Raw genomic sequence first — 21,882 nt, forward strand, 5'->3', positions numbered from 1 at the left:
CTCTGCTAGGGGGATACCCACCGCGCACGGGCCAAAGCGGACCAGATGTATCGTCGATCGAGTCGATATCCGATCGCGACCGGCACACAAGGTCCGATCGTTGTACGAATGGCGGGAATGCCCCAGGACGGGGCGTCCCGGGACAGAAACGGCGGACAATCATCATGTCGGTGAGCGAGTCGACGGCGGCGGCCGAGCCGCTGGAGGTGTGGATCGACCAGGATCTGTGCACCGGCGACGGCATCTGCGCGCAGTACGCGCCGGAGGTCTTCGAGCTGGACATCGACGGCCTCGCCTATGTGAAGGGCGAGGACGACGAGTTGCGCCAGCAGCCCGGCCAGACGGTCCCGGTGCCGCTGACGCTGCTTCAGGACGTGGTGGACTCGGTGAAGGACTGCCCGGGCGACTGCATCCACGTGCGCCGGGCCGCCGACGGGGTCGAGGTGTACGGGCCTGACGCCGAGTAGGCGCCGATGTCCGTTACGTGAGGCTCGACGGGGCGGCGGTCTGGGAGCGGTCCCAGCCGCCGTCCTTGCGCGTCCAGGTGAGGTCGAGCGAGATGTCGGGCGCGAACCGGGGCACGTCGTCGTCGGAGTAGCCCCGCGCATGGGCGGTGACGGCCCCGTCGGAGCGCAGCGCGAGGCGGCTGACGGTGAGGTTCTCGCGCTCGGAGAGCAGGGTGGCCAGCACGGCGGGCCGCCCGCCGGGGCCGGCGCCGAGCAGGTAGACGGCGTCGGGCGGGGTGCCGTTCTCGGCGGCGCAGTGCGCGGCGGCGACGGTGCCGGGGCGGCCGTCGCCGAGGTCGGCGGCGAAGCTGACGGACACGGTCACCGGGAACGGCCCGCAGTCGAGCGGGAGTTCGGCCTTCGCGGGGTCGGGGGCCGCGGCCGCGGGGAGGGCCCTGGGGGTGGTCCGGGCGGGCCCGGGGGCGCCGCTCGCGGGGCCCGCGGCGAGCCCGGCGGCCACCACGGCGGCGCAGCCGGCCACCGTCACGGCCCAGTGCCAGGGGGCGGTGCGCCCGTCCCGGGGGCCGCCGCGGCCCGTTGCGGTCTGCTGTCCAGCCGTCGTCCCGACCGCGCTCTCCACCAGGCGTCCCCTCCAGTGGTCCGTGTGAGCGAGCATCGTCCCACACCGGGGCGACGGCGCGGTGGCGCGGGTGTGCGGGAACGCGGCAGGGGTGGTACGGCGCTGCCGTACCACCCCTGCGGGAGGCGTCTCAGTCGAGGTCGGCCGGCTCGGCGGTCTCGACGCGGGCGGCGGCCCGGGCGGCCGCGCGCTCCTGCAGGCTGGGCTCGGGGGCCCCGTTGTCGTAGTCCTCGCCGTAGGCGCCCTTGGCCGGGCGGCGGCGGCGCAGCGGCGGCTCGACGCCGTCGGCGAGCCGGCGGGCGGTGAGCAGGAAGCCGGTGTGGCCGATCATCCGGTGGTCCGGGCGGACGGCCAGGCCCTCCAGGTGCCAGGTGCGGACCATGGTCTCCCAGGCCTGCGGCTCGGTGAAGGTGCCGTGGTCGCGCAGCGCCTCGACGGTCTTGGACATCTGCGTGGTGGTGGCCACGTAGCAGCAGATGAGGCCGCCGGGGACGAGCGCCCTGGAGGCGACGTCCAGGCACTCCCAGGGGGCGAGCATGTCGAGGATGACGCGGTCGACGTCGGTCTCGACCAGGTTGTCCTGGAGGTCGCCGACGGTGAGCTTCCACGCCGGGTGCGAACCGCCGAAGTAGCGCTCGACGTTGCCCTTGGCGATGTCGGCGAAGTCCTGGCGGCGCTCGTAGGAGGCGAGCAGGCCGGTGTCGCCGACGGCGCGCAGCAGGTAGGTGGAGAGCGCGCCGGAGCCGACGCCGGCCTCGACCACGCGGGCGCCGGCGAAGATGTCGGCCATCGCCAGGATCTGCCCGGCGTCCTTGGGGTAGATCACGGCGGCACCGCGAGGCATGGACAGGACGTAGTCGGGGAGCAGGGGGCGCAGCGCGAGGTACGGGACGTTCCCCGTGGTGCGCACGACCGTGCCCTCGGGGGCGCCGATCAGCTCGTCGTGCGGGAACGCACCCTTGTGGGTGTGGAACTGGTTCCCGGCCTGGAGCGTGAACGTGTAGTGGCGGCCCTTGGGGTCGGTCAGCTGGACCTGGTCCCCGACCTGGAAGGGCCCTCGTCGGCGGGCGGCACCGGTCGGTTCGGACATGCGGACAATCCTAAGGGAAGCGGACCGTCCGGCTTACCAGGTGATCCTTTCAGCGGCCGGTGACGGCGGCGGTCAGCCGCTGTTCGATGTCGGTGAGCGCGGCGACCCCGTACGTCCGGCCGTCCTCCTCGACCACGAGGTACTCCCCCGCGGGGGTGGCCCGCACGGCGCGCAGCAGGTCCTCGCCGGCCAGGTCGGCGGAGAGCAGCAGCCCGGGTTCGAGGTCGCGGGCGAGCGGGCCGACGGCGACCCAGGGGCGGCGGTGCTCGGGGACGGAGCGGACGGCCGCCTCCCGGAGGATGGCGATCGGCTCGCCGCGGCCGTCGACGACCACGACCGCGCCGGCCTGGGCCTCGCGGGCGCGCCGCATGGCCTCGCCGAGCGGGGTGTCGGCGGTGACCTCGACGGCCCGGCGGGCGAGGTCGCGCAGCCGCAGGCCGGGCAGCGCCTCCTTGAGCCGGGCGTTGCGCAGCGCGCCGGTGGCACCGTTCCAGATGATCGCGGCGAGGACGGCCGCGAGGACGGCGTCGACCAGGGTGTCGGTGCGGCTGCGGTCGAGTGCGCGGGCGGAGCTGATCAGCGGCAGGCCGACCAGGACGGCGATGGCCAGCGCCCGGCCGGCCCAGGCGGCGGCGACGGTGCCGGTCATCGGCCGGCCGGTGGCGGCCCAGACGACGGCGCGCAGCATCCGGCCGCCGTCCAGCGGCAGGCCGGGCAGCAGGTTGAAGGCGGCGACGACGAGGTTGGAGACCATCAGGCCGGTGAGCAGCACTCCGGGGACGGTGGCGACCTCGACGGCCTGGAGGGCGAGGTAGAAGACGCCGCCGAGGACGAGGGAGAGCAGCGGGCCGACGAACGCCAGCCAGAACTCCCGCCAGGGGCGTTCGGCCTCGTTCTCGATCTCCGAGACGCCGCCGAAGAACTGGAGCTGGATGCGGCGCACGCCGAGCTTGTAGCGCAGCGCGACCAGGGTGTGGGCGAGCTCGTGGACCAGCACCGAGCCGTAGAAGGCGACGGCGAAGGAGAACGCGACCAGGTAGCGGGCGGCGCCGAGGCCGGGCAGCACCCGCTCGAGCTGGCCGCCGAAGACCCAGGTGATCAGGGCCGCGATGACGAACCAGGACGGGGTGACGTAGATCGGCACGCCGAAGGGGCGGCCCATCAGGATGCCGCCGCGGGGCTCCGGCTCCCGGGGCGGTGGGGTCCCTGGCCGGTGGCCGCCGCCCTGCGGTGGCTGGTCGGAGGTCTGCTGCCCCCTGGAGTCGCTCACCGTGTTCCCTTCCTCCGTCGCCCCCGCAGCGCGCCGCGCGCCGGTGCGCCCACGCTACGTGATCGCGGCCGCCGTCCGGCGCCCGCCCCTCGCCTTCCCACTGCGTTCATACCCCGTGGCGACCGCTTTCCGGCAGCACCGTGGCAGCGGGATGACAGCGCAGGGCAATAGGGTCTGGGGTATGCAGCAGACCGACACCAGCAGTCCCGCCGCGGTCCCGCCCCGTCCGGCGGCGGCCCCGACCGGGCTGTCCCCGTCGCGCGCGGGCGACTTCCTGACCTGCCCGCTGTTGTACCGGCTGCGGGTGATCGACCGGCTGCCGGAGCCGCCGAGCCCGGCGGCGACCCGGGGCACCCTGGTGCACGCGGTGCTGGAGCGGCTGTTCGACTCGCCGGCGACCGACCGGACGCCGGAGCGGGCGCTGGGGCTGCTGCGCCCGCAGTGGGAGCGGCTGCTGGGCGAGCGCCCGGAGCTGGCCGGGCTGTTCCCGGAGGACCCGGACGGCGCGGCGCTGACCCGCTGGCTGGCGGACGCGGAGAAGCTGGTCGGCCAGTGGTTCCGGCTGGAGGACCCGACCCGGCTGCACCCGGTGGAGCGCGAGCTGTACGTGGAGACGGCGCTGGAGTCGGGGCTGCTGCTGCGCGGCTACATCGACCGGGTGGACGTCGCACCGACCGGTGAGGTCCGGCTGGTGGACTACAAGACCGGCCGGGCGCCCTCGCGGGACTTCGAGGGCAAGGCGATGTTCCAGATGAAGTTCTACGCGTTGGTGGTCTGGCGCTGGAAGGGCGTGATCCCCAAGCGGCTGCAGCTGGTCTACCTGGGCGGCGGCGGGGACGTGGTCAGTTACGACCCGGACGAGACCGACCTGCTCGCGGTGGAGCGCAAGCTGCTGGCGCTGTGGGAGCGGATCGGCCGGGCGGTGGCCACCGGCGACTTCCCGGCGACCCGCAACCGGCTCTGCGACTGGTGCGACCACCAGGCCAGCTGTCCGGAGTTCGGCGGCACGCCCCCGCCGTACCCGCTGCCACTGACGCGTACGTCCGACGAGGTCGATCCCACGGGGGATCCGACGAGCAAGGAGTCGTAGGTGACGATCCGAGTGCTGCTGGTCGACGACCAGCCACTGCTGCGCACCGGTTTCCGGATGATCCTGGAGGCCGAGTCCGACCTGGTGGTGGTCGGCGAGGCCGGCGACGGCCAGCAGGCGCTGGACCAGGTGCGGGCGCTGCAGCCCGACGTGGTGCTGATGGACATCCGGATGCCGAGGATGGACGGCGTGGAGGCGACCCGCCGGATCGCCGGTCCGGGGCGGGACGGTCCGGCGAAGGTGCTGGTGCTGACCACCTTCGACCTGGACGAGTACGTGGTGGAGGCACTGCGCGCGGGGGCGAGCGGCTTCCTGCTGAAGGACGTGCCGGCCGAGGAGCTGGTGCAGGCGATCCGGGTGGTGGCGGACGGCGCGGCGATGCTGGCGCCGTCGATCACCCGCAGGCTGCTGGACATGTACGCCACCAAGCTGCCGTCGGGCGAGGAGGCGCCGCCGCAGGCGCTGAACGCGCTGACCGAGCGGGAGCTGGAGGTGCTGAAGCTGGTGGCGCGCGGGCTGTCCAACGCGGAGATCGCGGCGGAGCTGTTCGTCAGCGAGACGACGGTGAAGACGCACGTCGGCCATGTGCTGACCAAGCTGCAGCTGCGGGACCGGGTGCAGGCGGCGGTGTACGCCTACGAGAGCGGCCTGGTGCGCCCGGGCGCGCTGTAGGGGCCCGGAAACGGACGGCGGCCCGTCCGCTCCCCGGTCGGAACCGGGCGGAGCGGGCGGGCCGCCGTGCTGCGGGCGGGCGGGCCGCCGCGTTGCCGGGGGCTACTTGCCGCTGCGGCCGATCTCCCAGAAGCGGAAGAAGCCGGTGGTGTCGACGGTGGACTCCACGCCGGTGATGTTGGCGCGGGAGGTGAAGAACGCCTTGTTCTGGAACAGCGGGATGAGCGGGGCGTTGGTGGCGACGATGCCCTGGATCTGGGCGTAGGCGCCGGTCGCGGCGGCCCGGTCGGTCTGCTTGAGGGTCTCGGGCACCAGCTTCTGGCTGATCTGCGGGTCGTCCCAGCCGTGGTGGTAGGCACCGCCGTCGACGATCAGCGGGGCGACGTAGTTGTCCGGATCCGGGTAGTCCGCGAACCAGCCGATCGTGTACAGCTGGTACTTGCCCTCGTTCCAGCCCTTCTTGTACGTGTCCCAGTCGGGCTCCTGCTGGACCGTGATCTGGAACAGGCCGCCGGCCTCCAGCTGCTTCTTCAGGGTCTCGGGCTCGACGGACTCGGCGCGCGAGCGCGACCAGGTGAGGGTGAGCTTGACCGGGGTGGGCACCTTGGCGGCGGTGAGGATCGCCTTGGCCTTGGCGACGTCCTGGTCGCCGTAGCGGTCGAAGAAGGCCGTGTTGTGGCCGGTGACGCCGGCCGGGACCATCGAGTACAGCGGCTGGACGGTGCGCGCGAAGACGTCGCGGGCCAGCGCCTTGCGGTCGATCAGCTGGGCGGCGGCCTGGCGGACGGCGAGGTTGCCGCCGGTGGCGTCCTTGGTGTTGAAGACCAGGTAGCGGGTGTCGTTGCTGTCGCCCTCGACGACGCGCAGGTCGGTCTTGCCGCCCTGCTGGTCGGAGAGGATCTGGGCGGCGGTGTTCGGCTCCAGGCTGTTGTCGGCGAGGTCGACCTGGCCGCTGTCCAGCGCGGCCTTGAGGTCGGCCGGCTTGTCGAAGTAGCGCAGGGTGAACTTCTTGTTCCGCAGCTTGGCGTCGCCGGTGTACTTGTCGTTCGGCAGCAGCACGACCTTCGCCGGGCCGCCCTTGGCCATCGCCTCGACCGAGTCGATCTTGTAGGGGCCGGAGCCGACCAGCTTGTCGTTGGGCAGCGCCTTGTCGGCCGGGTAGAGCTCCTGGTCGACGATGGCGCCGGCCGGGCCGGCCAGCTTGGCCGGGAGGGTGGCGTCGGGCTGGGCGAGGTGGAAGACCACCTCGGTGTCGTTGGGCGCCTCGACGGACTTGATCGACGACAGCAGACCGGCCGGGCCGTTCGGGTCGTTGATCTTCAGGGTCCGCTGGATCGAGTGGACGACGTCGGCGGCGGTGAGCGCGTGGCCGTTGGAGAACTTCAGCCCGGTCCTGAGCGTGCAGTGGTACTGGGTGGCGTCGCCGGCGGTGAACTCGCAGGACTGGGCGGCGTCCGGGGTGGGCGCGCTGGAGGCGGCCGGGTAGCTGAGCAGCGACTGGAAGGTGTTGCGCAGCAGCAGCCAGGAGCCGGCGTCGTAGGCGATGGCCGGGTCCAGGGCGCCGGTCAGCGCGGTGGTGCCCATGGTGATCGACTTGTCGCCGTCCCCCTTGACGGCGTCGGTGACCGATCCGCAGCCGGCCACCGAGGCGGCGACGATTCCGGCACAGCCGAGCACGGCCAGTCGTTCAGCTGAAGTCTTCACGGGTCGCGTCCTTCTGGGGGTGCGGTCCGGCTGCGATCGCGGGCACGACGGGGGTGCCCGTCAGCGGCGGTGCCTGGGCTCGGGGGGTGGAACGAACCCGAGTAGCGTGCCATATCGAACACGCCCCCCCGGCACCCGCAAAGGTGACGGTTGGGACACGGCGGCGGGGCTCTGGTCAGGGCTGTCCGACGAGTTGTCAGGCAATGCCCGTTTTCTCCCGGGACGCTCCCCGGACCCGGCCCGGTCCGCCCGCTTACCGGCGGGCCCCGCCGCTCCGCAATGAGACGACAATCACACTCGCGAGGTCACCAGGGAGCGCAACAGCTCCAGGTCGACCTGCTCCAGCGAGGAGAGCACCAGGCGTCCCGGCGCCGGCTCGATCGGCGTCACCGAGGGCACCGCGATCACCGGGCAGCCGGCCGCCTCGGCGGCCCGCACCCCGGTCGGCGCGTCCTCCACCACCACGCAGCGGGCCGGGTCGGCGCCCAGCCGGCGGGCCGCCTCCAGGTACGGGTCCGGATGCGGCTTGGTGCGCGGCACCTCGTCCCCGGCGACCGAGAACGCGAAGTGCTCGGCGCCCAGCGAGCGGAGCACGATGTCGATGATGTGCCGGTGCGAGGCGGACACCAGCGCGGCCGGCACGCCGTGCGCCGCCAGCGTGTTGAGCAGCCGCTCGGCGCCCGGCATCAGCGGCACCCCGCCGCCCAGCAGGTCGACGAAGCGCTGGTTGATCAGCACGGTCAGGTCGGCCGGCGACAGGTCCACGCCGGTGCTGCTCAACAGGTGGTCGATCACCCGGGTCATCGGACCGCCGACCACGTGCGCGCGGTCCTCGGCGGTCAGCTGGTGGCCGAGGTCGGCGAAGAGCGAGGCCTCGGCCTGCCACCAGAAGTCCTCGGTGTCGACCAGCGTCCCGTCCATGTCCAGCAGCACCGCCTGGAGGCCCCGGTCGTCGCCGCCGAGGGTCTGGGTGGCGGTGGAGATGGTGGTCATGGCGGGATCCTTCCGTCCGAGCCCGGATCGGTCCCGGGGATGGCACGGGCCGGCCCGCTGGTGAGCGGACCGGCCCGTTCAGGGTCATCAAGAATACGCCCGGGCCGCCCGGATCGGGCGAACGATGCGCGACACGGGCGTTACCGGGCGTTGAAGTACTTCGCCTCCGGGTGGTGGATCACGATCGCGTCGGTGGACTGCTCCGGGTGCAGCTGGAACTCCTCGGAGAGCACCACGCCGATCCGCTCGGGCTTCAGCAGCTCGGCGATCTTGGCGCGGTCCTCCAGCTCCGGGCAGGCGCCGTAGCCCAGCGAGAAGCGGGCGCCGCGGTACTTGAGCGCGAACATGTCCTTGACGTCCTGCGGGTCCTCGTCCCCGAAGCCCAGCTCGTAGCGGACCCGGGCGTGCCAGAACTCGGCCAGCGCCTCGGCCAGCTGGACGGACAGGCCGTGCAGCTCCAGGTAGTCGCGGTAGGCGTTGTTCGCGAACAGCTCGTTGGCCGCCTCGGAGATCCGGTTGCCCATGGTGACCACCTGCAGGCCGACCACGTCGCGCACCCCGGACTCCTCCGGGCGGAAGAAGTCCGCCAGGCACAGCCGCCGCCCGCGCCGCTGGCGCGGGAAGGTGAAGCGGGTCCGCTCGGTGCCGTCCTCGTGGAAGACGATCAGGTCGTCGCCCTTGGAGTTGGCCGGGAAGTAGCCGTAGACCACGGCCGCCTCCAGCCAGCCCTCGGTCTGCAGCCGGTCCAGCCACATCCGCAGCCGCGGCCGGCCCTCGGTCTCCACCAGCTCCTCGTAGGAGGGCCCCTCGCCGGTGCGGGCGGCCTTCAGGCCCCACTGCCCCTTGAACAGCGCGTCCTCGTCCAGCCAGGAGGCGTAGTCGGCGAACGGCACGCCCTTGACGATCCGCTCGCCCCAGAACGGCGGGGCCGGCAGCCGGTTGTCCACCGCCACGTCGGAGCGGATCTGGCCGAGGTTGACCTCCTCCGGCTCCGCGACCTCCACCCGGGCGTGCCGGCGCTGCTTGAGCTCCGGCAGCACCGCACCCGGCACCCCGCGCTTGACCGCGACCAGCGCGTCCATCAGCCGCAGGCCCTCGAAGGCGTCCCGGGCGTAGCGGACCTCGCCCTCGTAGATCTCGTGCAGGTCCTGCTCGACGTAGGCACGGGTCAGCGCGGCGCCGCCGAGGATCACCGGGAACTGGGCCGCCAGCCTGCGCTGGTTCAGCTCCTCCAGGTTCTCCTTCATGATCACGGTGGACTTGACCAGCAGGCCGGACATCCCGATGACGTCCGCGTTGTGCTCCTGCGCGGCGTCCAGGATCGCCGAGACCGGCTGCTTGATGCCCAGGTTGACCACGTTGTAGCCGTTGTTGGACAGGATGATGTCGACCAGGTTCTTGCCGATGTCGTGGACGTCGCCCTTCACGGTGGCCAGCACGATGGTGCCCTTGCCCTCCGAGTCGGACTTCTCCATGTACGGCTCCAGGTGGGCCACCGCGGTCTTCATCACCTCGGCGGACTGGAGCACGAACGGCAGCTGCATCTGGCCGGAGCCGAACAGCTCGCCGACCACCTTCATGCCGGACAGCAGGGTGTCGTTGATGATCTCCAGCGCCGGGCGGGCGCTCAGCGCCTGGTCCAGGTCGGCCTCCAGGCCGTTCCGCTCGCCGTCGATGATCCGGCGCTGGAGGCGCTCCTCCAGCGGCAGCGCGGCCAGCTCCTCCGCCTTGGACGCCCTGACCGAGGCCGAGGAGACGCCCTCGAACAGCTCCAGCAGGCGCTGCAGCGGGTCGTAGCCCTCCCGACGGCGGTCGTACACCAGGTCGAGCGCGGCCTCGCGCTGCTCCTCCGGGATCCGCGCGATCGGCAGGATCTTGGAGGCGTGCACGATGGCCGAGTCCAGGCCGGCCTCCACGCACTCGTGCAGGAAGACCGAGTTGAGGACGACCCGGGCGGCCGGGTTGAGGCCGAAGGAGATGTTGGACAGGCCCAGCGTGGTCTGCACCGCCGGGCGGCGCCGCTTCAGCTCGCGGATCGCCTCGATGGTCTCGATGCCGTCCCGGCGGGACTCCTCCTGGCCGGTGGCCAGGGTGAAGGTCAGGCAGTCGACCAGGATGGAGCCCTCGTCGATGCCGTAGTCGGCGGTGAGCTCGGCGATCAGCCGCTCGGCGATCTCCACCTTCGTCCCGGCGGTGCGGGCCTGGCCCTCCTCGTCGATGGTGAGCGCGATCAGGCCGGCGCCGTGCTCGCGGGCCAGCGAGGCGATCCGGCCGAAGCGCGACTGCGGGGTGTTGCCGTCCTCGTAGTTGACCGAGTTGAGCACCGCGCGGCCGCCGAGCGCCTCCAGGCCCGCCCGCAGCACCTCCGGCTCGGTGGAGTCCAGCACGATCGGCAGGGTCGAGGCGGTGGCCAGCCGGCCGGCGATCTCCTTCATGTCGGCGACGCCGTCGCGGCCGACGTAGTCCACGCACAGGTCCAGCAGGTGCGAGCCGTCGCGGATCTGGTCGCGGGCGATCTCCACGCAGGCCTGCCAGTCGCCGGCCAGCATCGACTCGCGGAACTTCTTCGAGCCGTTGGCGTTGGTGCGCTCGCCGATCGCCAGGTACGAGGTGTCCTGGCGGAACGGCACCGACTGGTAGAGCGAGGCGGCGGCCGGCTCCGGGCGCGGGTCGCGCGCGGCCACCGGGCGGCCCTGCACCCGCTCGACCACCTGGCGCAGGTGCTCGGGCGTGGTGCCGCAGCAGCCGCCGACCAGCGACAGTCCGTACTCGCGGGTGAAGACGTCGTGCGCGTCGGCCAGCTCGGCCGGGCTCAGCGGGTAGTGCGCGCCGTCCTTGCCCAGCACCGGCAGACCGGCGTTCGGCATGCAGGACAGGCCGATCCGGGCGTTCTTCGCCAGGTAGCGCAGGTGCTCGCTCATCTCGGCCGGGCCGGTGGCGCAGTTCAGGCCGATGTAGTCGACGCCCAGCGGCTCCAGGGCGGTCAGCGCGGCGCCGATCTCCGAACCGAGCAGCATGGTGCCGGTGGTCTCCACGGTCACCTGGACCAGCACCGGCAGGTCCAGGCCCGCCTCGGCCAGCGCCTGCTTGGAGCCCAGGATCGCGGCCTTGGTCTGCAGCAGGTCCTGGCTGGTCTCCACCAGCAGGGCGTCCGCGCCGCCGGCGATCAGGCCGGCCGCGTTCTGCCGGAAACCCTCGCGCAGCGTCTCGTAGGGGGCGTGGCCGAGGGTCGGCAGCTTGGTGCCGGGGCCGATCGAGCCGAGCACCCAGCGCAGCCGGCCGTCCTCGGCGCCGTGCGCGTCGGCGGACTCGCGGGCCAGCCGGGCACCGGCCTCGGAGAGCTCGAAGACGCGCTCGGAGATCTCGTACTCGCCGAGCGCGGAGAAGTTGGCGCCGAAGGTGTTGGTCTCCACGCAGTCCACGCCCACCGCGAAGTAGGCGTCGTGCACGGAGCGGACGATGTCGGGCCGGGTGAGGTTGAGGACCTCGTTGCAGCCCTCCAGGTTCTGGAAGTCCTCCAGCGTCGGATCCTGTGCCTGGAGCATGGTGCCCATCGCCCCGTCGGCGACCACCACACGGGTGGCGAGTGCCTCGCGCAGCGCGTTCGCGCGGCTCTGCTGGGTGACGGACGGGGCGGCTGCGGTGGCCATGGGGCTTCTCCCTGGGTGCGACGGCTGTCGGCTTTGCGAACCCGCTGAATCGGGGACGCACGTGGCCAGGGTATCCGGCCCCCGCCAGGAGGTGAGCACCTGTTCCGTATCCTGAGCGCTCGGCCATGAGGGGGGAGCCCACGGCATGACCACATTCCGGACGCGCATTCGAGACGGGGCGCGCGGGGCACTGCACTGGACGGGGGCCCGGGCGCGGGCGCTGCGGGCCCGCTGGCGCGGCTGGTCGCGGTGGCGGAAGGCCCTGGTGGTGGCGGGTGCGCTGCTCGCCGTGGTGGCCGTGCCGGTCGGTTCGGCGGCGCTCGCGCTGCGCCTGCAGTACGTCGGCGACCCCTCCCCCGAGGCCCGCACCCGGGGCCGTGACGCCGTCTGGCTGGGCCACGCGTGGGTCGACGGCCGGAAGGGTGACGCCGACCTCGCCGAGCTCGCCCGGCGGCTGGCCGGCACCGGCATCCGCGACCTGTACGTGCACACCGGCCCGCTGGAGCACGACGGCTCGCTCCCGCCCGCCGTGCACCCCCGCGCACGGTGGTTCACCGACGCCGCGCACCGGGCGCTGCCCGGGATCCGGGTGCAGGGCTGGCTCGGCGACGAGGTGAAGCCGGAGAAGGACGCCCTCGACCTGGAGGACACCGCCACCCGCGAGCGGGTCACCGCCTCCGCCGGCCAGGTGCTGGACCAGGGCTTCGACGGCGTGCACTTCGACATGGAGCCGATCCGGCCCGGCTCGAAGGGCTGGCTCGACCTGCTGGAGCGGGTCCGCCCGGTCACCGCCGGGCGCGGCGCCGTGCTGTCGGTGGCCGCCCCGCAGATCGACCCGCTGCCCTACCAGCACAACCTCGGCATCGCGCTCACCGGCCACGGCAAGTGGTGGGACCAGGCGTACTTCGCCGCCACCGCCCGCCGGGTCGACCAGATCGCGATGATGACCTACGACTCCAGCATGCCCACCGAGGGCTTCTACGGCGGCTACAACGCCTACCAGACCGAGCTCGCCCTGGAGGCCACGCCGGAGGACGTCGACCTGCTGATGGGCCTGCCGTTCTACTGGGAGGACAAGTGGGGCCACTGGGGCCGCGCCGAGACGGTGAGCGCCGGGATCCGGGGCATCCGGCTGGGCCTGGGGCGCCACGACCTCCAGCGGCGCAACTTCGGCGTCGGGCTGTACGTGGACTTCGCCGCCACCGAGCAGAACTGGGCCGACTACCGCCGCGAGTGGGTGCGGTAGGGCGTCCCGGGCCTCAGACCCGGGCCGTCCGGTGGGCGAGCGCGGCCAGGAAGCGGTGCACGGCGGCGCCCTCGCCGGTCACGTAGTGCGAGACGGCCCGGTACAGCGGCTGGTACACCTCGCCGCGCTCGGTGACGGTCAGCGTGCAGCCGGCGCCGACCGGGGTGAGCACGAACGTCCAGGTGCCGCCGTACGGCAGGTCGGGGTCGGCGATCCCGGTCACCAGGCGGTGCGGCCGCTCGCTCTCCACCACCTCGTAGACGGTGTGCCCGTGCCGGCCGTCCTCGCGCCAGCGCGGGCGGCCGGCGGCGGTGGCGGGCAGCCGCTCGACGTGCGCCACGTCCGGGCGCCAGGCCGGGAAGAGGTCGACGTCGGTCAGCACGTCCCAGACCGCCGCGGGCGGCTGCGCCAGCTCCAGGCCGCCCCCGCTGAGGTGCTCCACCGGCAGCCGCCGCCCCGCGGCCCACGCCGCCAGCGCCCCGGCCGCACCGACCGCCAGCGCCGCCGCCGCGACACCCGCCCACCGCCGTCCGCTCATCCGCCGGCTCCTCGCCACCGCACCGCCCGGCCCCCGCCTTCCATCATCGCGCCGCCGCAGCGCTCCGGCACGGCCGGACGGCGGCGGGCTGTGCGGGTGCGCCCGGATAACCGGTGGATCGCGGCCGCCCCCTCCCCCAGACTGTCCCGGTGCCCCGGCGGAACGGGGCTTCAAAGCCCGTAGGCTGGGCAGGTAGGGAACCATGGAGCGAGGCGTTCCATGGGTGACGAGAGGTTCGACCGTCGGCATCCGGCCCGCCGGCGCCCGGGCAGTCCCGGCCGGGCGGGGCGGGGGCGGCCGACCGGAGGGAGACGCTGGGTGATCGAGCTGGAAGAAGTTCCCGAGTTGATCGACCCGGTGATGGTCTGCGCCTTCGAGGGGTGGAACGACGCGGGCGACGCCGCCTCCGCGGCCCTGGCACATCTGGACGAGACCTGGGGCGGCAAGGTGTTCGCCGCGCTCGACGCGGAGGACTACTACGACTTCCAGGTCAACCGGCCGACCGTCTGGCTGGACGGCGGAGTGCGCCGGATCACCTGGCCGACCACCAGACTCTCGGTGATCCGGGTGACCGAGCCGACCACCCGGGACGTCGTCCTGGTGCGCGGCATCGAGCCGAGCATGCGCTGGCGCTCGTTCTGCAACGAGCTGCTGGGCTTCGCGCACGAGCTGGGCGTCGAGCTGGTGGTGATCCTGGGCGCGCTGCTCGGCGACACCCCGCACAGCCGTCCGGTGCCGGTCAGCGGCGTCACCTCCGACCCCGAGCTGGCCCGCCGGCTGGACCTGGAGGAGAGCCGCTACGAGGGCCCGACCGGGATCGTCGGGGTGCTCCAGGAGGCCTGCACGCACGCCGGGGTGCCGGCGGTCACGCTGTGGGCGGCGGTGCCGCACTACGTCGCGCAGCCGCCGAACCCCAAGGCCACCCTGGCGCTGATCAACAAGCTGGAGGACCTGCTGGACCTGCGCATCCCGCCGGGCGACCTCGGCGAGGACGCCCGGGCCTGGCAGCTGGGCGTGGACCAGCTGGCCGCCGAGGACAGCGAGGTCGCCGAGTACGTCCAGCAGCTGGAGGAGGCGCAGGACACCGCGGAGCTGCCGGAGGCCTCGGGCGACGCGATCGCCCGGGAGTTCGAGCGCTACCTGCGGCGCCGGGAGAACGTCGGACCGGCCGGGGAGAAGCCGGTCGCCGGGCACGCCACCGCGGAGCGGCCCGCCGATCCGGAGCCGCCGTCCGCCCGGGACAGCCAGGACGGCGCCGAGGAGGAGTGAGCCGCCCCGGCACGTGGGCGCCGATCGGAAAGGGGCGCCGGGACCGGTCGGTCCCGGCGCCCCTTCGCCGTCGCAAAGCCGCTACAGCGCGACGCCGAGCAGCGCGTCCACGGTGCGGGTGACCAGGCCGGGGGCGCCGATGTCGGTGCCGCCCTCGGCCTGCTGCGCGGCGGCCCAGCGGTCCACCGCGGCCAGCGCGGCGGGCGTGTCGAGGTCCTCGGCGAGCGCCGCGCGGACCTCGGCGAGCAACTGCTCGGCGGCCGGGCCGTCCGGCCGGGAGACGGCGGCGCGCCAGCGGGCGAGCCGCTCGACGGCCTCGTCCAGGGTGGCCTTGGTCCACTCCCAGTCCTCGCGGTAGTGGTGCGAGAGCAGGGCGAGGCGGATCGCCGCCGGGTCGACGCCCTCGCGGCGCAGCGCCGAGACGAAGACCAGGTTGCCGCGGGACTTGGACATCTTGTGGCCGTCCAGGCCGACCATGCCCGCGTGCACGTACGCCTTGGCGTACGGGTGGTCGCCGGTGGCGACCTGGGCGTGCGCGGCGCCCATCTCGTGGTGCGGGAAGGAGAGGTCGCTGCCGCCGCCCTGGATGTCGAAGGACATCCCGAGGAACTGCAGCGCGATGGCGACGCACTCGATGTGCCAGCCGGGGCGGCCGTGGCCGAGCTCGGTGTCCCAGGCGGGCTCGCCGGGGCGGGCCGCGAGCCAGAGCAGGGCGTCCAGCGGGTGGCGCTTGCCGGGGCGGTCCGGGTCTCCGCCGCGCTCGGCGAAGACCGGACGCATGGCCTCGCGGGTGAGGCCGGAGACCTCGCCGAAGCGCTGGTCGGCCTCGACCGAGAAGTAGATGTCGCCGTCCAGCTCGTAGGCGGCCCCGCTCGCCAGCAGCTTCTGCACCAGCGGGACGATCCACGGGATGGACTCGACGGCGCCGATGTAGTGGGCCGGCGGGAGCAGCCGCAGCGCGGTCATGTCCTCGCGGAAGAGCGCGGTCTCGCGCTCGGCGAGGGCCACCCAGTCCTGGCCGGTCTCGACCGCGCGCTGCAGGAGCGGGTCGTCGACGTCGGTGACGTTCTGCACGTAGAGGACGTCGTGGCCGGCGTCCCTCCACACCCGCTGCACCAGGTCGAAGGCGTTGTAGGTGGCGGCGTGGCCCATGTGGGTCGCGTCGTAGGGCGTGATGCCGCAGACGTAGATCCGGGCGGTGCCGTCCTGCGGAACGACCTCCCGGATGCCTCCCGTCGCGGTGTCGTGGATTCGAAGGGGGAGCCCCTGACCAGGCAGGGCGGGAACCTCGGAGGCGGGCCAGGCATGCATGGCATTGACTTTAACCGTGAGAACATTTGAAAGCCTAACCAGTCGCCAAGATCGACTGGATTCGCTTCCTTTCGTGGCCCGGTCGGTTCCGGACCGATAGTGCCCGGCGCTTGACAGCGCCGGGCAGCCGTCCCGGATCCGCCCCGCGCACGGCCTCGCGGGGCGGACCGGGCGGACGGGCGGCCCGGCCGGCCCTGCCGCCGACCGGGCGCCCGCGACCCTCGGGCCGCGGCCGGAGCCGCTACAACCGCTGCCAGAGGGCCGGCACGTTCGGCGGCTCCCACCCGACGATGGCCGTGTGCCCCTGGAGGCACCGGTAGGAGGAACCGCCGTAGGTGACGCGGTCGCCCGCGTTGTAGAAGGTGCCGACCGCCCAGGTGCCGCCGGCGGTCTGGGTCGGCGTCGGCGTGGTGGGCGTGCTGGTCGGGGTGCCCGTCGGGGTCGGGGTCTGCGCCACGTTGAGCACGAAGTCGTACGTGCCCTCCTTGGCCGAGCCGACCTGGCGGACGTTCATCAGCAGCCGCGCGTCGTAGATGGTGTCGGTGCTGTTGCGCGGCTCGTTCGGGAAGTACAGCTGGGTGGTGACCACCGGCCGGTTGGGCGCCTGGAGCTTGACGTGGATGTGCCGGGTGCGGCCCGGGTAGAGGCCGGGCACGATCGTCGTGAGGCTGAACGCGCCCTGGGCGTTGGTGAACTGGTGGCCGCGGAAGGTGAAGCCGACGTTGTCGTAGGTGCCGTTCACGTCGGCCTGCCAGAAGTCCATCAGGACGTTGGCCAGCGGCAGGCAGGCGCGGCCGAAGACGTAGCCGCTGACGGTGAGCCGGGTGCCCGGGGTGCTGTCGGTGATGAGCGAGGTGCGCAGCGGGGAGTTGGGCTTGAAGTAGGGGCCCTCGGTCTGCTCGATGGTCGGGGCGTCGCCGTCGTGGCACTCGGGGGTGAACTCCGGCATCTCGCCGGTGCCGACCCGGTCGCGGGCCAGCGCGACGCCACCGCCGACCAGCAGCGGTGCGGTGCCGAGCACGGCGGCGGCCCTGAGGACGGTCTTGCGGCTGATCCGGCGGTCGTTCGGACCGTCCGTCCCGGTGAGGGGCTCTTCGGACGCGGGCATGCGCCGACTCCTTCGGTGTGAAGTGTGGGGGATCCGGTGGTACTGGTCGGGGGCGGCCCTTGCCATGGTGGGGGCATGACAAGGACCGGGCCGGCGGGCCGCCCGCTCGCGCCGGGCGGTCCGCCGGTGGCCAGCAGTCAACCTACGGGCCGTCCGGAGCCGCCGCGATGGACGTGATCCGGGGATCGTGGTGATTTCCTCCGACCCTCGTCCGGAACTCCCCCGGCGTCATCCCCGTCTCCCGGCGGAAGAACCGGCAGAAGTACGCCGGATCACCGAACCCGGCCTCCCTGGACACCTGTCGCACCGTCAGTTCCGTGCAGGCCAGCAGGCGTTTGGCCTCCAGCGTCTGCTGCTGGCGGATCAGCCGGCCCGGGGTGCGGCCGGTCGCCTGCTTGACCATCGCCTGCAAGTGGCCCGAGGAGACGCCCAGCTCGTGCGCGCAGGAGGCGACCGAGCGCTGCACCCCGCCCGGGGTCGCGATCAGCCGGGTGAAGGCGGCCGCGAGATCCCCGGTGCGGCCGGGGGTCCCGCCCGCGCCGGCGGGCGAACAGGCCCGCAGCGCCCGCACGATGAGGATGTGCAGACTGGCCCGCAGCACGCCCGGGTAGCCGGCCGGCCGGGCCCGGTACTCGGTCTCCATGTCCGCCAGCAGCCCGGCGATCGGCGCGGCCTGCTCCCCCAGCCGCACCGCCGGGCGGGAGGCCAGGGTGCGCAGCGCGGCGAGGTCCTGCGGGTGGGCCAGCAGGAAGTCCTCGTTGAACAGCACGACCTGGCCGGTGAGTTCGGCCGCGTCCGCCCAGTAGTGCACCTGGCCGGGGGCGATCACGCACAGCTGCGGGGGCTGCACCGGCCGCTGGACCAGGTCCAGGACGTGGGCGCCGTACCCGCCGGTGACGAAGACGATCTCGTAGAAGGAGTGCCGGTGGGGGAAGCCGGCCCGGGACAGCGGGCCGATGGCGTCGAAGCTGCCGATCGCGAACGGGAGCAGATGCGGCAGCGGGACCTGGAGGCGGTGCAGCGGAAGGTCCAGGTGGGGGGTGGTCCGTCGCTCGTCCATCGTCGCAGTGTGCTGCCCGGGCGGCACACCGGTCCAGACCATTACCGGCTGAGCGGGCCCGTGGACCTTCGGATCGAGGGGTCGGGCCGCCTTCGAACCCTCGGCTCGGCGGCCCGGGCGCCCCGGAGCCGAGCGGGCGAGCCCCCGCCCCGGCACGGGCCGAAGGCCCACCCGCCCCGAGCCGAAGGGGCGCGCCGGTGCCGAAAGGGAGAAGCGAGGGAGCGACGAAGGAGCGAGGGAGCGCCGACCGTCGGCACCGGACAAAAGCGCCCCGGAGGCGAGCGGGCGACCAACAATCAGATGGGCGGCCAGGGGATGGACGGCCAGTCCTCGGAGGGCAGCGGGTGGGTGCCGGTGGCGAGCAGCGCGGCCACCCGGGCCCGGGCGGCGTCCAGCTCGGCGGCGGTCAGGTGCGGGGCCAGCCGCTCCCCCAGCGCGCCGTCCAACTGCTCGGCCAGCCCGGCCAGCACCGTGGCCGCCTCGGCGGGCAGCGGCTGCCCGGCCCAGCCCCAGAGCAGGGTGCGCAGCTTGCCCTCGGTGTTGAAGGTGACGCCGTGGTCGATGCCGTAGAGCCGGCCGTCGGCCGCGGGGATCAGGTGGCCGCCCTTGCGGTCGGCGTTGTTGAGGACGGCGTCCAGCACCGCGAGTCGGCGCAGCCGCGCGTCGTCGGGGTGGACCAGCAGCGCGGTGCGCCCGTCGCCGACCTCGGCCCGGACGATCGGCAGCCAGCCGTCCTCGGGGCCGCGCGGGTCCTGGAGCGCGAGCAGCGGGGCGGCGTCCGGGTCGGGCTCCACCCACAGCTGCACCATGCCGGGGCCGTGCGGGCCCTCGCGCAGCACGGTGGGCGGCACCAGCCCCCAGCCCGTGGCGGCGGACAGCTCGTAGGCGGCGACCTCGCGGCCGGCCAGGGTGCCGTCGGGGAAGTCCCAGAGCGGGCGCTCGCCGGCCACCGGCTTGTAGACGGCCTGGGCCGCCCGGCCGTCGGCGGCGGTGACGGTGCAGTAGAGGGCGGCGTTGGAGGCGTCGGTGAGCCGGCCGTGCACGGTCAGCCCGCCCTCGCGCAGCAGGCTCAGCGCGCCGGGCGGGTCGGCGGCGAGGGCGGCGGCCTCGGCGGGGTCGGACCGCGGCGGCTCCGGCGGGTCGGCGGGCCGGGCGGTCGGCGTGTTCAGCGCCGGTACCCGTTCGCGCGCGGGCACAGGTGGCCCTCCGGGTCGAGCGGCAGGTTGCAGAACGGGCAGGGCTTGCGGCCGGCCGCGACGAGGTCCAGCGCCCGCTTGGCGAACACCCGGGCCATCGCGCCGGAGAGCCGCACCCGGAGCATGTCGGGGCCGTTCTCGTCGTCCTCGAAGACGGCGGCGCCCTCCTCCTCGCCCTCCTCCTCCTCGACCAGCGCCTGGGCCTCGACCACCAGGCAGCTGTCCACGCTGTCCCAGGCGAGCGCCATCGTGCCGACCCGGAACTCCTGTTCCAGCGGCAGGTCCAGCGGCGCGGTGTCGAGCAGGTCCTGCGGGGCGGTGGCCGGGATGGTGGCCGCGCCGCCGCTGCGGCGCAGCGCCTCGTCGAGGACCTCCTCGATCCGCTCGGCGAGCGCGGCGACCTGGGTCTTCTCCAGCAGCACGCTGGTGATCCGCCCACGGGCGCTGGCCTGCAGGTAGAACGCCCGGGCGCCGGGCTGGCCGACGGTGCCGGCCACGAACCGTTCGGGCTGGTCGTAGAAGAAGACCTGACGGGTCACGCTCTCGCTCCGGGTCGTATCGATCGTCGTGGGCGTCGCGCGGACGCCGCTGGGGTCGGTCGGGGGTCGGGGCTGGGTGGTCCGGGGTGCCCGCGCGGGCGGCGCGGGGGACCCACTGGTCACCCTACGACCTCCGGGGCCGCACCGGGGAGCCGAGGCCCGGGCCGGGGCTCCGGGCAGGCTCCGGGCCGACGGCTCAGGCCGCGCCGGTGGAGCCGCCGACCACCGCGTCCCCGCTCGGGGCGCTCCGGCCGCCCGGGCCGGCCGGCCGCGGGGCGAGGGAGGCGAGGTCGCCCGTGTCGCCCATGCGCAGCACGAAGGGCCGGCGCGCGGTGTAGCGGATCGCGGTGACCGAGCACGGGTCGACGTTGATCCGCTGGAAGTGGTCGAGGTGCAGGCCGAGCGCGTCGGCCACCACCGCCTTGATCACGTCGCCGTGCGAGCAGGCGATCCAGACCGCGTCCTCGCCGTGCTCGGCGGCGATCTTCTCGTTCCACTCGCGGACCGCGCCCACCGTGCGGTGGCTCAGCTCGCGCAGCGACTCGCCGCCGGGGAAGACGGCCGCCGCCGCGTGGTCCTGGACGGTGCGCCACAGCGGCTCCTTGGCCAGCTCGGCCAGCGGCCGGCCGGTCCACTCGCCGTAGTGGCACTCGCCGAGCCGCTCGTCCAGCGCGGGCCCGGCCAGGCCGGGGCGGGCGGCGAGCAGCGGTTCCAGGCTCTGCCGGCAGCGCTCCAGCGGGCTGCTGACCGCCTGGACCAGCGGGACCGGCGCGAGCCGCTCGGCGAGCGCGGCGGCCTGGGCGCGACCGGTGTCGTCGAGGTCCACCCCGGGTGTCCAACCGGCCAGGATTCCGGCGGTGTTCGCGGTCGAGCGGCCGTGGCGGACGAGCAGCAGGGTGGGCATGGGGCCTACCCTACGGCCTCCCGGGCCGGGCCCGCCCGCGGATCCCGCCCGGGCGCCGGGCGGACCGGCCCCCGGGCGCAGCGCGGTCGCGGCGGATGTTTCGGACGGGCGGCAGGGGCGACAATGGCCCGCATGATCGTCCATTGCGCCATCTACCGCGACGGCCGACCGGTCGCGACGGCCGCGGACCCCGCCGGCAGCCTCGCCGCCGCGCGGGAGGCGGGCCCGGGCGGCTTCGTCTGGATAGGCCTGTTCGAGCCCACCGTCGAGGAACTCGACCGGGTCGGCTCCGAGTTCGGCCTGCACCCGCTGGCCGTCGAGGACGCGGTCGGCGCCCACCAGCGCCCCAAGGTGGAGGCCTACCAGGACTCGCTGTTCGTGTCGCTCAAGACGCTCGGCTACCACCCCGGCGGCCACGCGGTGACCAGCGGCGAGGTGATGGTCTTCGTGGGCGAGGACTTCGTGATGACCGTCCGGCACGGCGCCGACAGTCCGCTCGGCGGCCTGCGCTCCCAGCTGGAGCAGCAGCCGGAGGTGCTCAAGTACGGCCCGAGCGCGGTGCTGCACTCCGTCTGCGACACGGTGGTGGACGGCTACGTGGACGTGGCCGTCGGCATCCAGGCGGACCTCGACGAGCTGGAGGCGGACGTCTTCGCGCCCGGCCGGGTGGGCCGGGACGTCGCGAGCCGGATCTACGGCTACAAGCGGCAGCTGGTCACCGTCCGCCGGGCCACCGGCCCGCTGCTCGACCCGATGCTGCGGCTGGAGCGCGGCGGCGTGCCGTACGTCCGGGCCGAGGCGCTGCCGTACCTGCGGGACGTCGCCGACCACCTGGCCCGTGCCAACGACCAGGTGGAGGGCATGGACCGGCTGCTGTCGGACATCCTGTCGGCCAACCTGGCGCAGGTCAGCGTGCAGCAGAACAACGACATGCGGAAGATCTCCGCCTGGGCGGCGCTGGCCGCCGTGCCGACGATGATCGCCGGCGTGTACGGGATGAACTTCGAGCACATGCCCGAGCTGCGCCAGCCCTGGGGCTACCCGGCGGCGGTCTCGCTGATGGTCACGGTCTGCGTGGTGCTGCACCGGGTGTTCAAGCGGCACGACTGGCTTTAGGGCGTCCCTGATCGACTCCCGGCGCGCGGGGGCGCCTCTC

At 73.7% G+C, this 21,882-nt stretch carries 19 protein-coding genes; 6 read left to right on the top strand and 13 right to left on the bottom strand.

What is annotated here, in order from left to right:
* Positions 1 to 164: 164 nt before the first annotated feature.
* Positions 165 to 467 carry a ferredoxin gene (locus ACFCLZ_RS09155; protein ID WP_380284298.1) on the top strand — a complete coding sequence of 101 codons (303 nt, stop codon included), beginning with the start codon at positions 165 to 167 and terminating at the stop codon, positions 465 to 467.
* A 13-nt stretch (positions 468 to 480) separates the two neighbouring features.
* Here the strand turns inward: ACFCLZ_RS09155 and ACFCLZ_RS09160 are convergent, their stop codons facing one another.
* The 3 genes from ACFCLZ_RS09160 to ACFCLZ_RS09170 form a co-directional block, all read right to left on the bottom strand.
* On the bottom strand, positions 481 to 1,122 hold the full coding sequence (locus tag ACFCLZ_RS09160) for a hypothetical protein (protein ID WP_380284299.1): 642 nt from the start codon (positions 1,120 to 1,122) through the stop codon (positions 481 to 483).
* Between the two features lie 94 nt (positions 1,123 to 1,216).
* On the bottom strand, positions 1,217 to 2,176 hold the full coding sequence (locus ACFCLZ_RS09165) for a tRNA (adenine-N1)-methyltransferase (protein ID WP_380284301.1): 960 nt from the start codon (positions 2,174 to 2,176) through the stop codon (positions 1,217 to 1,219).
* Positions 2,177 to 2,225: 49 nt separating this feature from the next.
* Positions 2,226 to 3,446, bottom strand: a complete 1,221-nt coding sequence (locus ACFCLZ_RS09170) for a site-2 protease family protein (RefSeq protein WP_380284302.1) — start codon at positions 3,444 to 3,446, stop codon at positions 2,226 to 2,228.
* A 181-nt stretch (positions 3,447 to 3,627) separates the two neighbouring features.
* On the opposite strand from ACFCLZ_RS09170, the gene ACFCLZ_RS09175 reads away from it, so the two are divergent.
* The gene (locus tag ACFCLZ_RS09175; protein WP_380284303.1) at positions 3,628 to 4,536 is read left to right on the top strand and encodes a RecB family exonuclease; all 909 of its coding nucleotides are present in this window, start codon (positions 3,628 to 3,630) and stop codon (positions 4,534 to 4,536) included.
* Positions 4,537 to 5,208 carry a response regulator transcription factor gene (locus ACFCLZ_RS09180; protein ID WP_030299918.1) on the top strand — a complete coding sequence of 224 codons (672 nt, stop codon included), beginning with the start codon at positions 4,537 to 4,539 and terminating at the stop codon, positions 5,206 to 5,208.
* A 102-nt stretch (positions 5,209 to 5,310) separates the two neighbouring features.
* Here ACFCLZ_RS09180 and ACFCLZ_RS09185 read toward each other — a convergent pair whose 3' ends face one another.
* The 3 genes from ACFCLZ_RS09185 to metH all read right to left on the bottom strand — a co-directional run bounded on the left by ACFCLZ_RS09185 (position 5,311) and on the right by metH (position 11,555).
* Positions 5,311 to 6,912 carry an ABC transporter substrate-binding protein gene (locus ACFCLZ_RS09185; RefSeq protein ID WP_380284304.1) on the bottom strand — a complete coding sequence of 534 codons (1,602 nt, stop codon included), beginning with the start codon at positions 6,910 to 6,912 and terminating at the stop codon, positions 5,311 to 5,313.
* 291 nt (positions 6,913 to 7,203) lie between these two features.
* Complete coding sequence (locus tag ACFCLZ_RS09190) at positions 7,204 to 7,905, bottom strand: HAD family hydrolase (RefSeq protein ID WP_380284305.1); 702 nt, start codon at positions 7,903 to 7,905, stop codon at positions 7,204 to 7,206.
* A gap of 140 nt (positions 7,906 to 8,045) precedes the next feature.
* A complete protein-coding gene (metH, locus tag ACFCLZ_RS09195) occupies positions 8,046 to 11,555 on the bottom strand; it encodes a methionine synthase (protein ID WP_380284306.1) in 3,510 nt (1,169 codons plus the stop codon).
* A 145-nt stretch (positions 11,556 to 11,700) separates the two neighbouring features.
* Here metH and ACFCLZ_RS09200 point away from each other — a divergent pair, with 145 nt between their 5' ends.
* On the top strand, positions 11,701 to 12,801 hold the full coding sequence (locus tag ACFCLZ_RS09200; protein WP_380284308.1) for a hypothetical protein: 1,101 nt from the start codon (positions 11,701 to 11,703) through the stop codon (positions 12,799 to 12,801).
* Between the two features lie 13 nt (positions 12,802 to 12,814).
* Here the strand turns inward: ACFCLZ_RS09200 and ACFCLZ_RS09205 are convergent, their stop codons facing one another.
* Complete coding sequence (locus ACFCLZ_RS09205; protein ID WP_380284309.1) at positions 12,815 to 13,339, bottom strand: SRPBCC domain-containing protein; 525 nt, start codon at positions 13,337 to 13,339, stop codon at positions 12,815 to 12,817.
* Positions 13,340 to 13,657: 318 nt separating this feature from the next.
* On the opposite strand from ACFCLZ_RS09205, the gene ACFCLZ_RS09210 reads away from it, so the two are divergent.
* The gene (locus tag ACFCLZ_RS09210) at positions 13,658 to 14,608 is read left to right on the top strand and encodes a PAC2 family protein (protein ID WP_380284310.1); all 951 of its coding nucleotides are present in this window, start codon (positions 13,658 to 13,660) and stop codon (positions 14,606 to 14,608) included.
* An 81-nt stretch (positions 14,609 to 14,689) separates the two neighbouring features.
* Here the strand turns inward: ACFCLZ_RS09210 and mshC are convergent, their stop codons facing one another.
* The 6 genes from mshC to ACFCLZ_RS09240 all read right to left on the bottom strand — a co-directional run bounded on the left by mshC (position 14,690) and on the right by ACFCLZ_RS09240 (position 20,726).
* On the bottom strand, positions 14,690 to 15,919 hold the full coding sequence (gene mshC / locus ACFCLZ_RS09215; RefSeq protein WP_380284311.1) for a cysteine--1-D-myo-inosityl 2-amino-2-deoxy-alpha-D-glucopyranoside ligase: 1,230 nt from the start codon (positions 15,917 to 15,919) through the stop codon (positions 14,690 to 14,692).
* A 241-nt stretch (positions 15,920 to 16,160) separates the two neighbouring features.
* A complete protein-coding gene (locus tag ACFCLZ_RS09220; protein WP_380284312.1) occupies positions 16,161 to 17,027 on the bottom strand; it encodes a carbohydrate-binding protein in 867 nt (288 codons plus the stop codon).
* A gap of 142 nt (positions 17,028 to 17,169) precedes the next feature.
* The gene (locus tag ACFCLZ_RS09225) at positions 17,170 to 18,087 is read right to left on the bottom strand and encodes an AraC family transcriptional regulator (RefSeq protein ID WP_380284313.1); all 918 of its coding nucleotides are present in this window, start codon (positions 18,085 to 18,087) and stop codon (positions 17,170 to 17,172) included.
* A 296-nt stretch (positions 18,088 to 18,383) separates the two neighbouring features.
* The gene (locus ACFCLZ_RS09230) at positions 18,384 to 19,160 is read right to left on the bottom strand and encodes an SCO1664 family protein (RefSeq protein ID WP_380286125.1); all 777 of its coding nucleotides are present in this window, start codon (positions 19,158 to 19,160) and stop codon (positions 18,384 to 18,386) included.
* A 92-nt stretch (positions 19,161 to 19,252) separates the two neighbouring features.
* Positions 19,253 to 19,822, bottom strand: a complete 570-nt coding sequence (locus ACFCLZ_RS09235; RefSeq protein ID WP_380284315.1) for a DUF3090 domain-containing protein — start codon at positions 19,820 to 19,822, stop codon at positions 19,253 to 19,255.
* A 196-nt stretch (positions 19,823 to 20,018) separates the two neighbouring features.
* Positions 20,019 to 20,726: a histidine phosphatase family protein gene (locus ACFCLZ_RS09240; protein ID WP_380284316.1), complete on the bottom strand. Its 708-nt coding sequence runs from the start codon at positions 20,724 to 20,726 to the stop codon at positions 20,019 to 20,021.
* A gap of 123 nt (positions 20,727 to 20,849) precedes the next feature.
* Here ACFCLZ_RS09240 and ACFCLZ_RS09245 point away from each other — a divergent pair, with 123 nt between their 5' ends.
* A complete protein-coding gene (locus ACFCLZ_RS09245) occupies positions 20,850 to 21,842 on the top strand; it encodes a magnesium and cobalt transport protein CorA (RefSeq protein WP_380284317.1) in 993 nt (330 codons plus the stop codon).
* The last annotated feature ends 40 nt before the right edge of the window (positions 21,843 to 21,882 follow it).

Origin of the sequence: Kitasatospora purpeofusca, from assembly GCF_042691725.1 — a bacterium.
In the GTDB taxonomy this organism is placed as follows: domain Bacteria; phylum Actinomycetota; class Actinomycetes; order Streptomycetales; family Streptomycetaceae; genus Kitasatospora; species Kitasatospora purpeofusca_B.

Excerpts from the sequence above, each read along its gene's own strand:
- ACFCLZ_RS09155 (WP_380284298.1), top strand. The coding sequence starts at position 165 with ATGTCGGTGAGCGAGTCGACGGCGGCGGCCGAGCCGCTGGAGGTGTGG.
- ACFCLZ_RS09160 (WP_380284299.1), bottom strand. The coding sequence starts at position 1,122 with ATGCTCGCTCACACGGACCACTGGAGGGGACGCCTGGTGGAGAGCGCG.
- ACFCLZ_RS09165 (WP_380284301.1), bottom strand. The coding sequence starts at position 2,176 with ATGTCCGAACCGACCGGTGCCGCCCGCCGACGAGGGCCCTTCCAGGTC.
- ACFCLZ_RS09175 (WP_380284303.1), top strand. The coding sequence starts at position 3,628 with ATGCAGCAGACCGACACCAGCAGTCCCGCCGCGGTCCCGCCCCGTCCG.
- ACFCLZ_RS09190 (WP_380284305.1), bottom strand. The coding sequence starts at position 7,905 with ATGACCACCATCTCCACCGCCACCCAGACCCTCGGCGGCGACGACCGG.
- metH (WP_380284306.1), bottom strand. The coding sequence starts at position 11,555 with ATGGCCACCGCAGCCGCCCCGTCCGTCACCCAGCAGAGCCGCGCGAAC.
- ACFCLZ_RS09200 (WP_380284308.1), top strand. The coding sequence starts at position 11,701 with ATGACCACATTCCGGACGCGCATTCGAGACGGGGCGCGCGGGGCACTG.
- ACFCLZ_RS09205 (WP_380284309.1), bottom strand. The coding sequence starts at position 13,339 with ATGAGCGGACGGCGGTGGGCGGGTGTCGCGGCGGCGGCGCTGGCGGTC.
- mshC (WP_380284311.1), bottom strand. The coding sequence starts at position 15,919 with ATGCATGCCTGGCCCGCCTCCGAGGTTCCCGCCCTGCCTGGTCAGGGG.
- ACFCLZ_RS09220 (WP_380284312.1), bottom strand. The coding sequence starts at position 17,027 with ATGCCCGCGTCCGAAGAGCCCCTCACCGGGACGGACGGTCCGAACGAC.
- ACFCLZ_RS09225 (WP_380284313.1), bottom strand. The coding sequence starts at position 18,087 with ATGGACGAGCGACGGACCACCCCCCACCTGGACCTTCCGCTGCACCGC.
- ACFCLZ_RS09240 (WP_380284316.1), bottom strand. The coding sequence starts at position 20,726 with ATGCCCACCCTGCTGCTCGTCCGCCACGGCCGCTCGACCGCGAACACC.
- ACFCLZ_RS09245 (WP_380284317.1), top strand. The coding sequence starts at position 20,850 with ATGGCCCGCATGATCGTCCATTGCGCCATCTACCGCGACGGCCGACCG.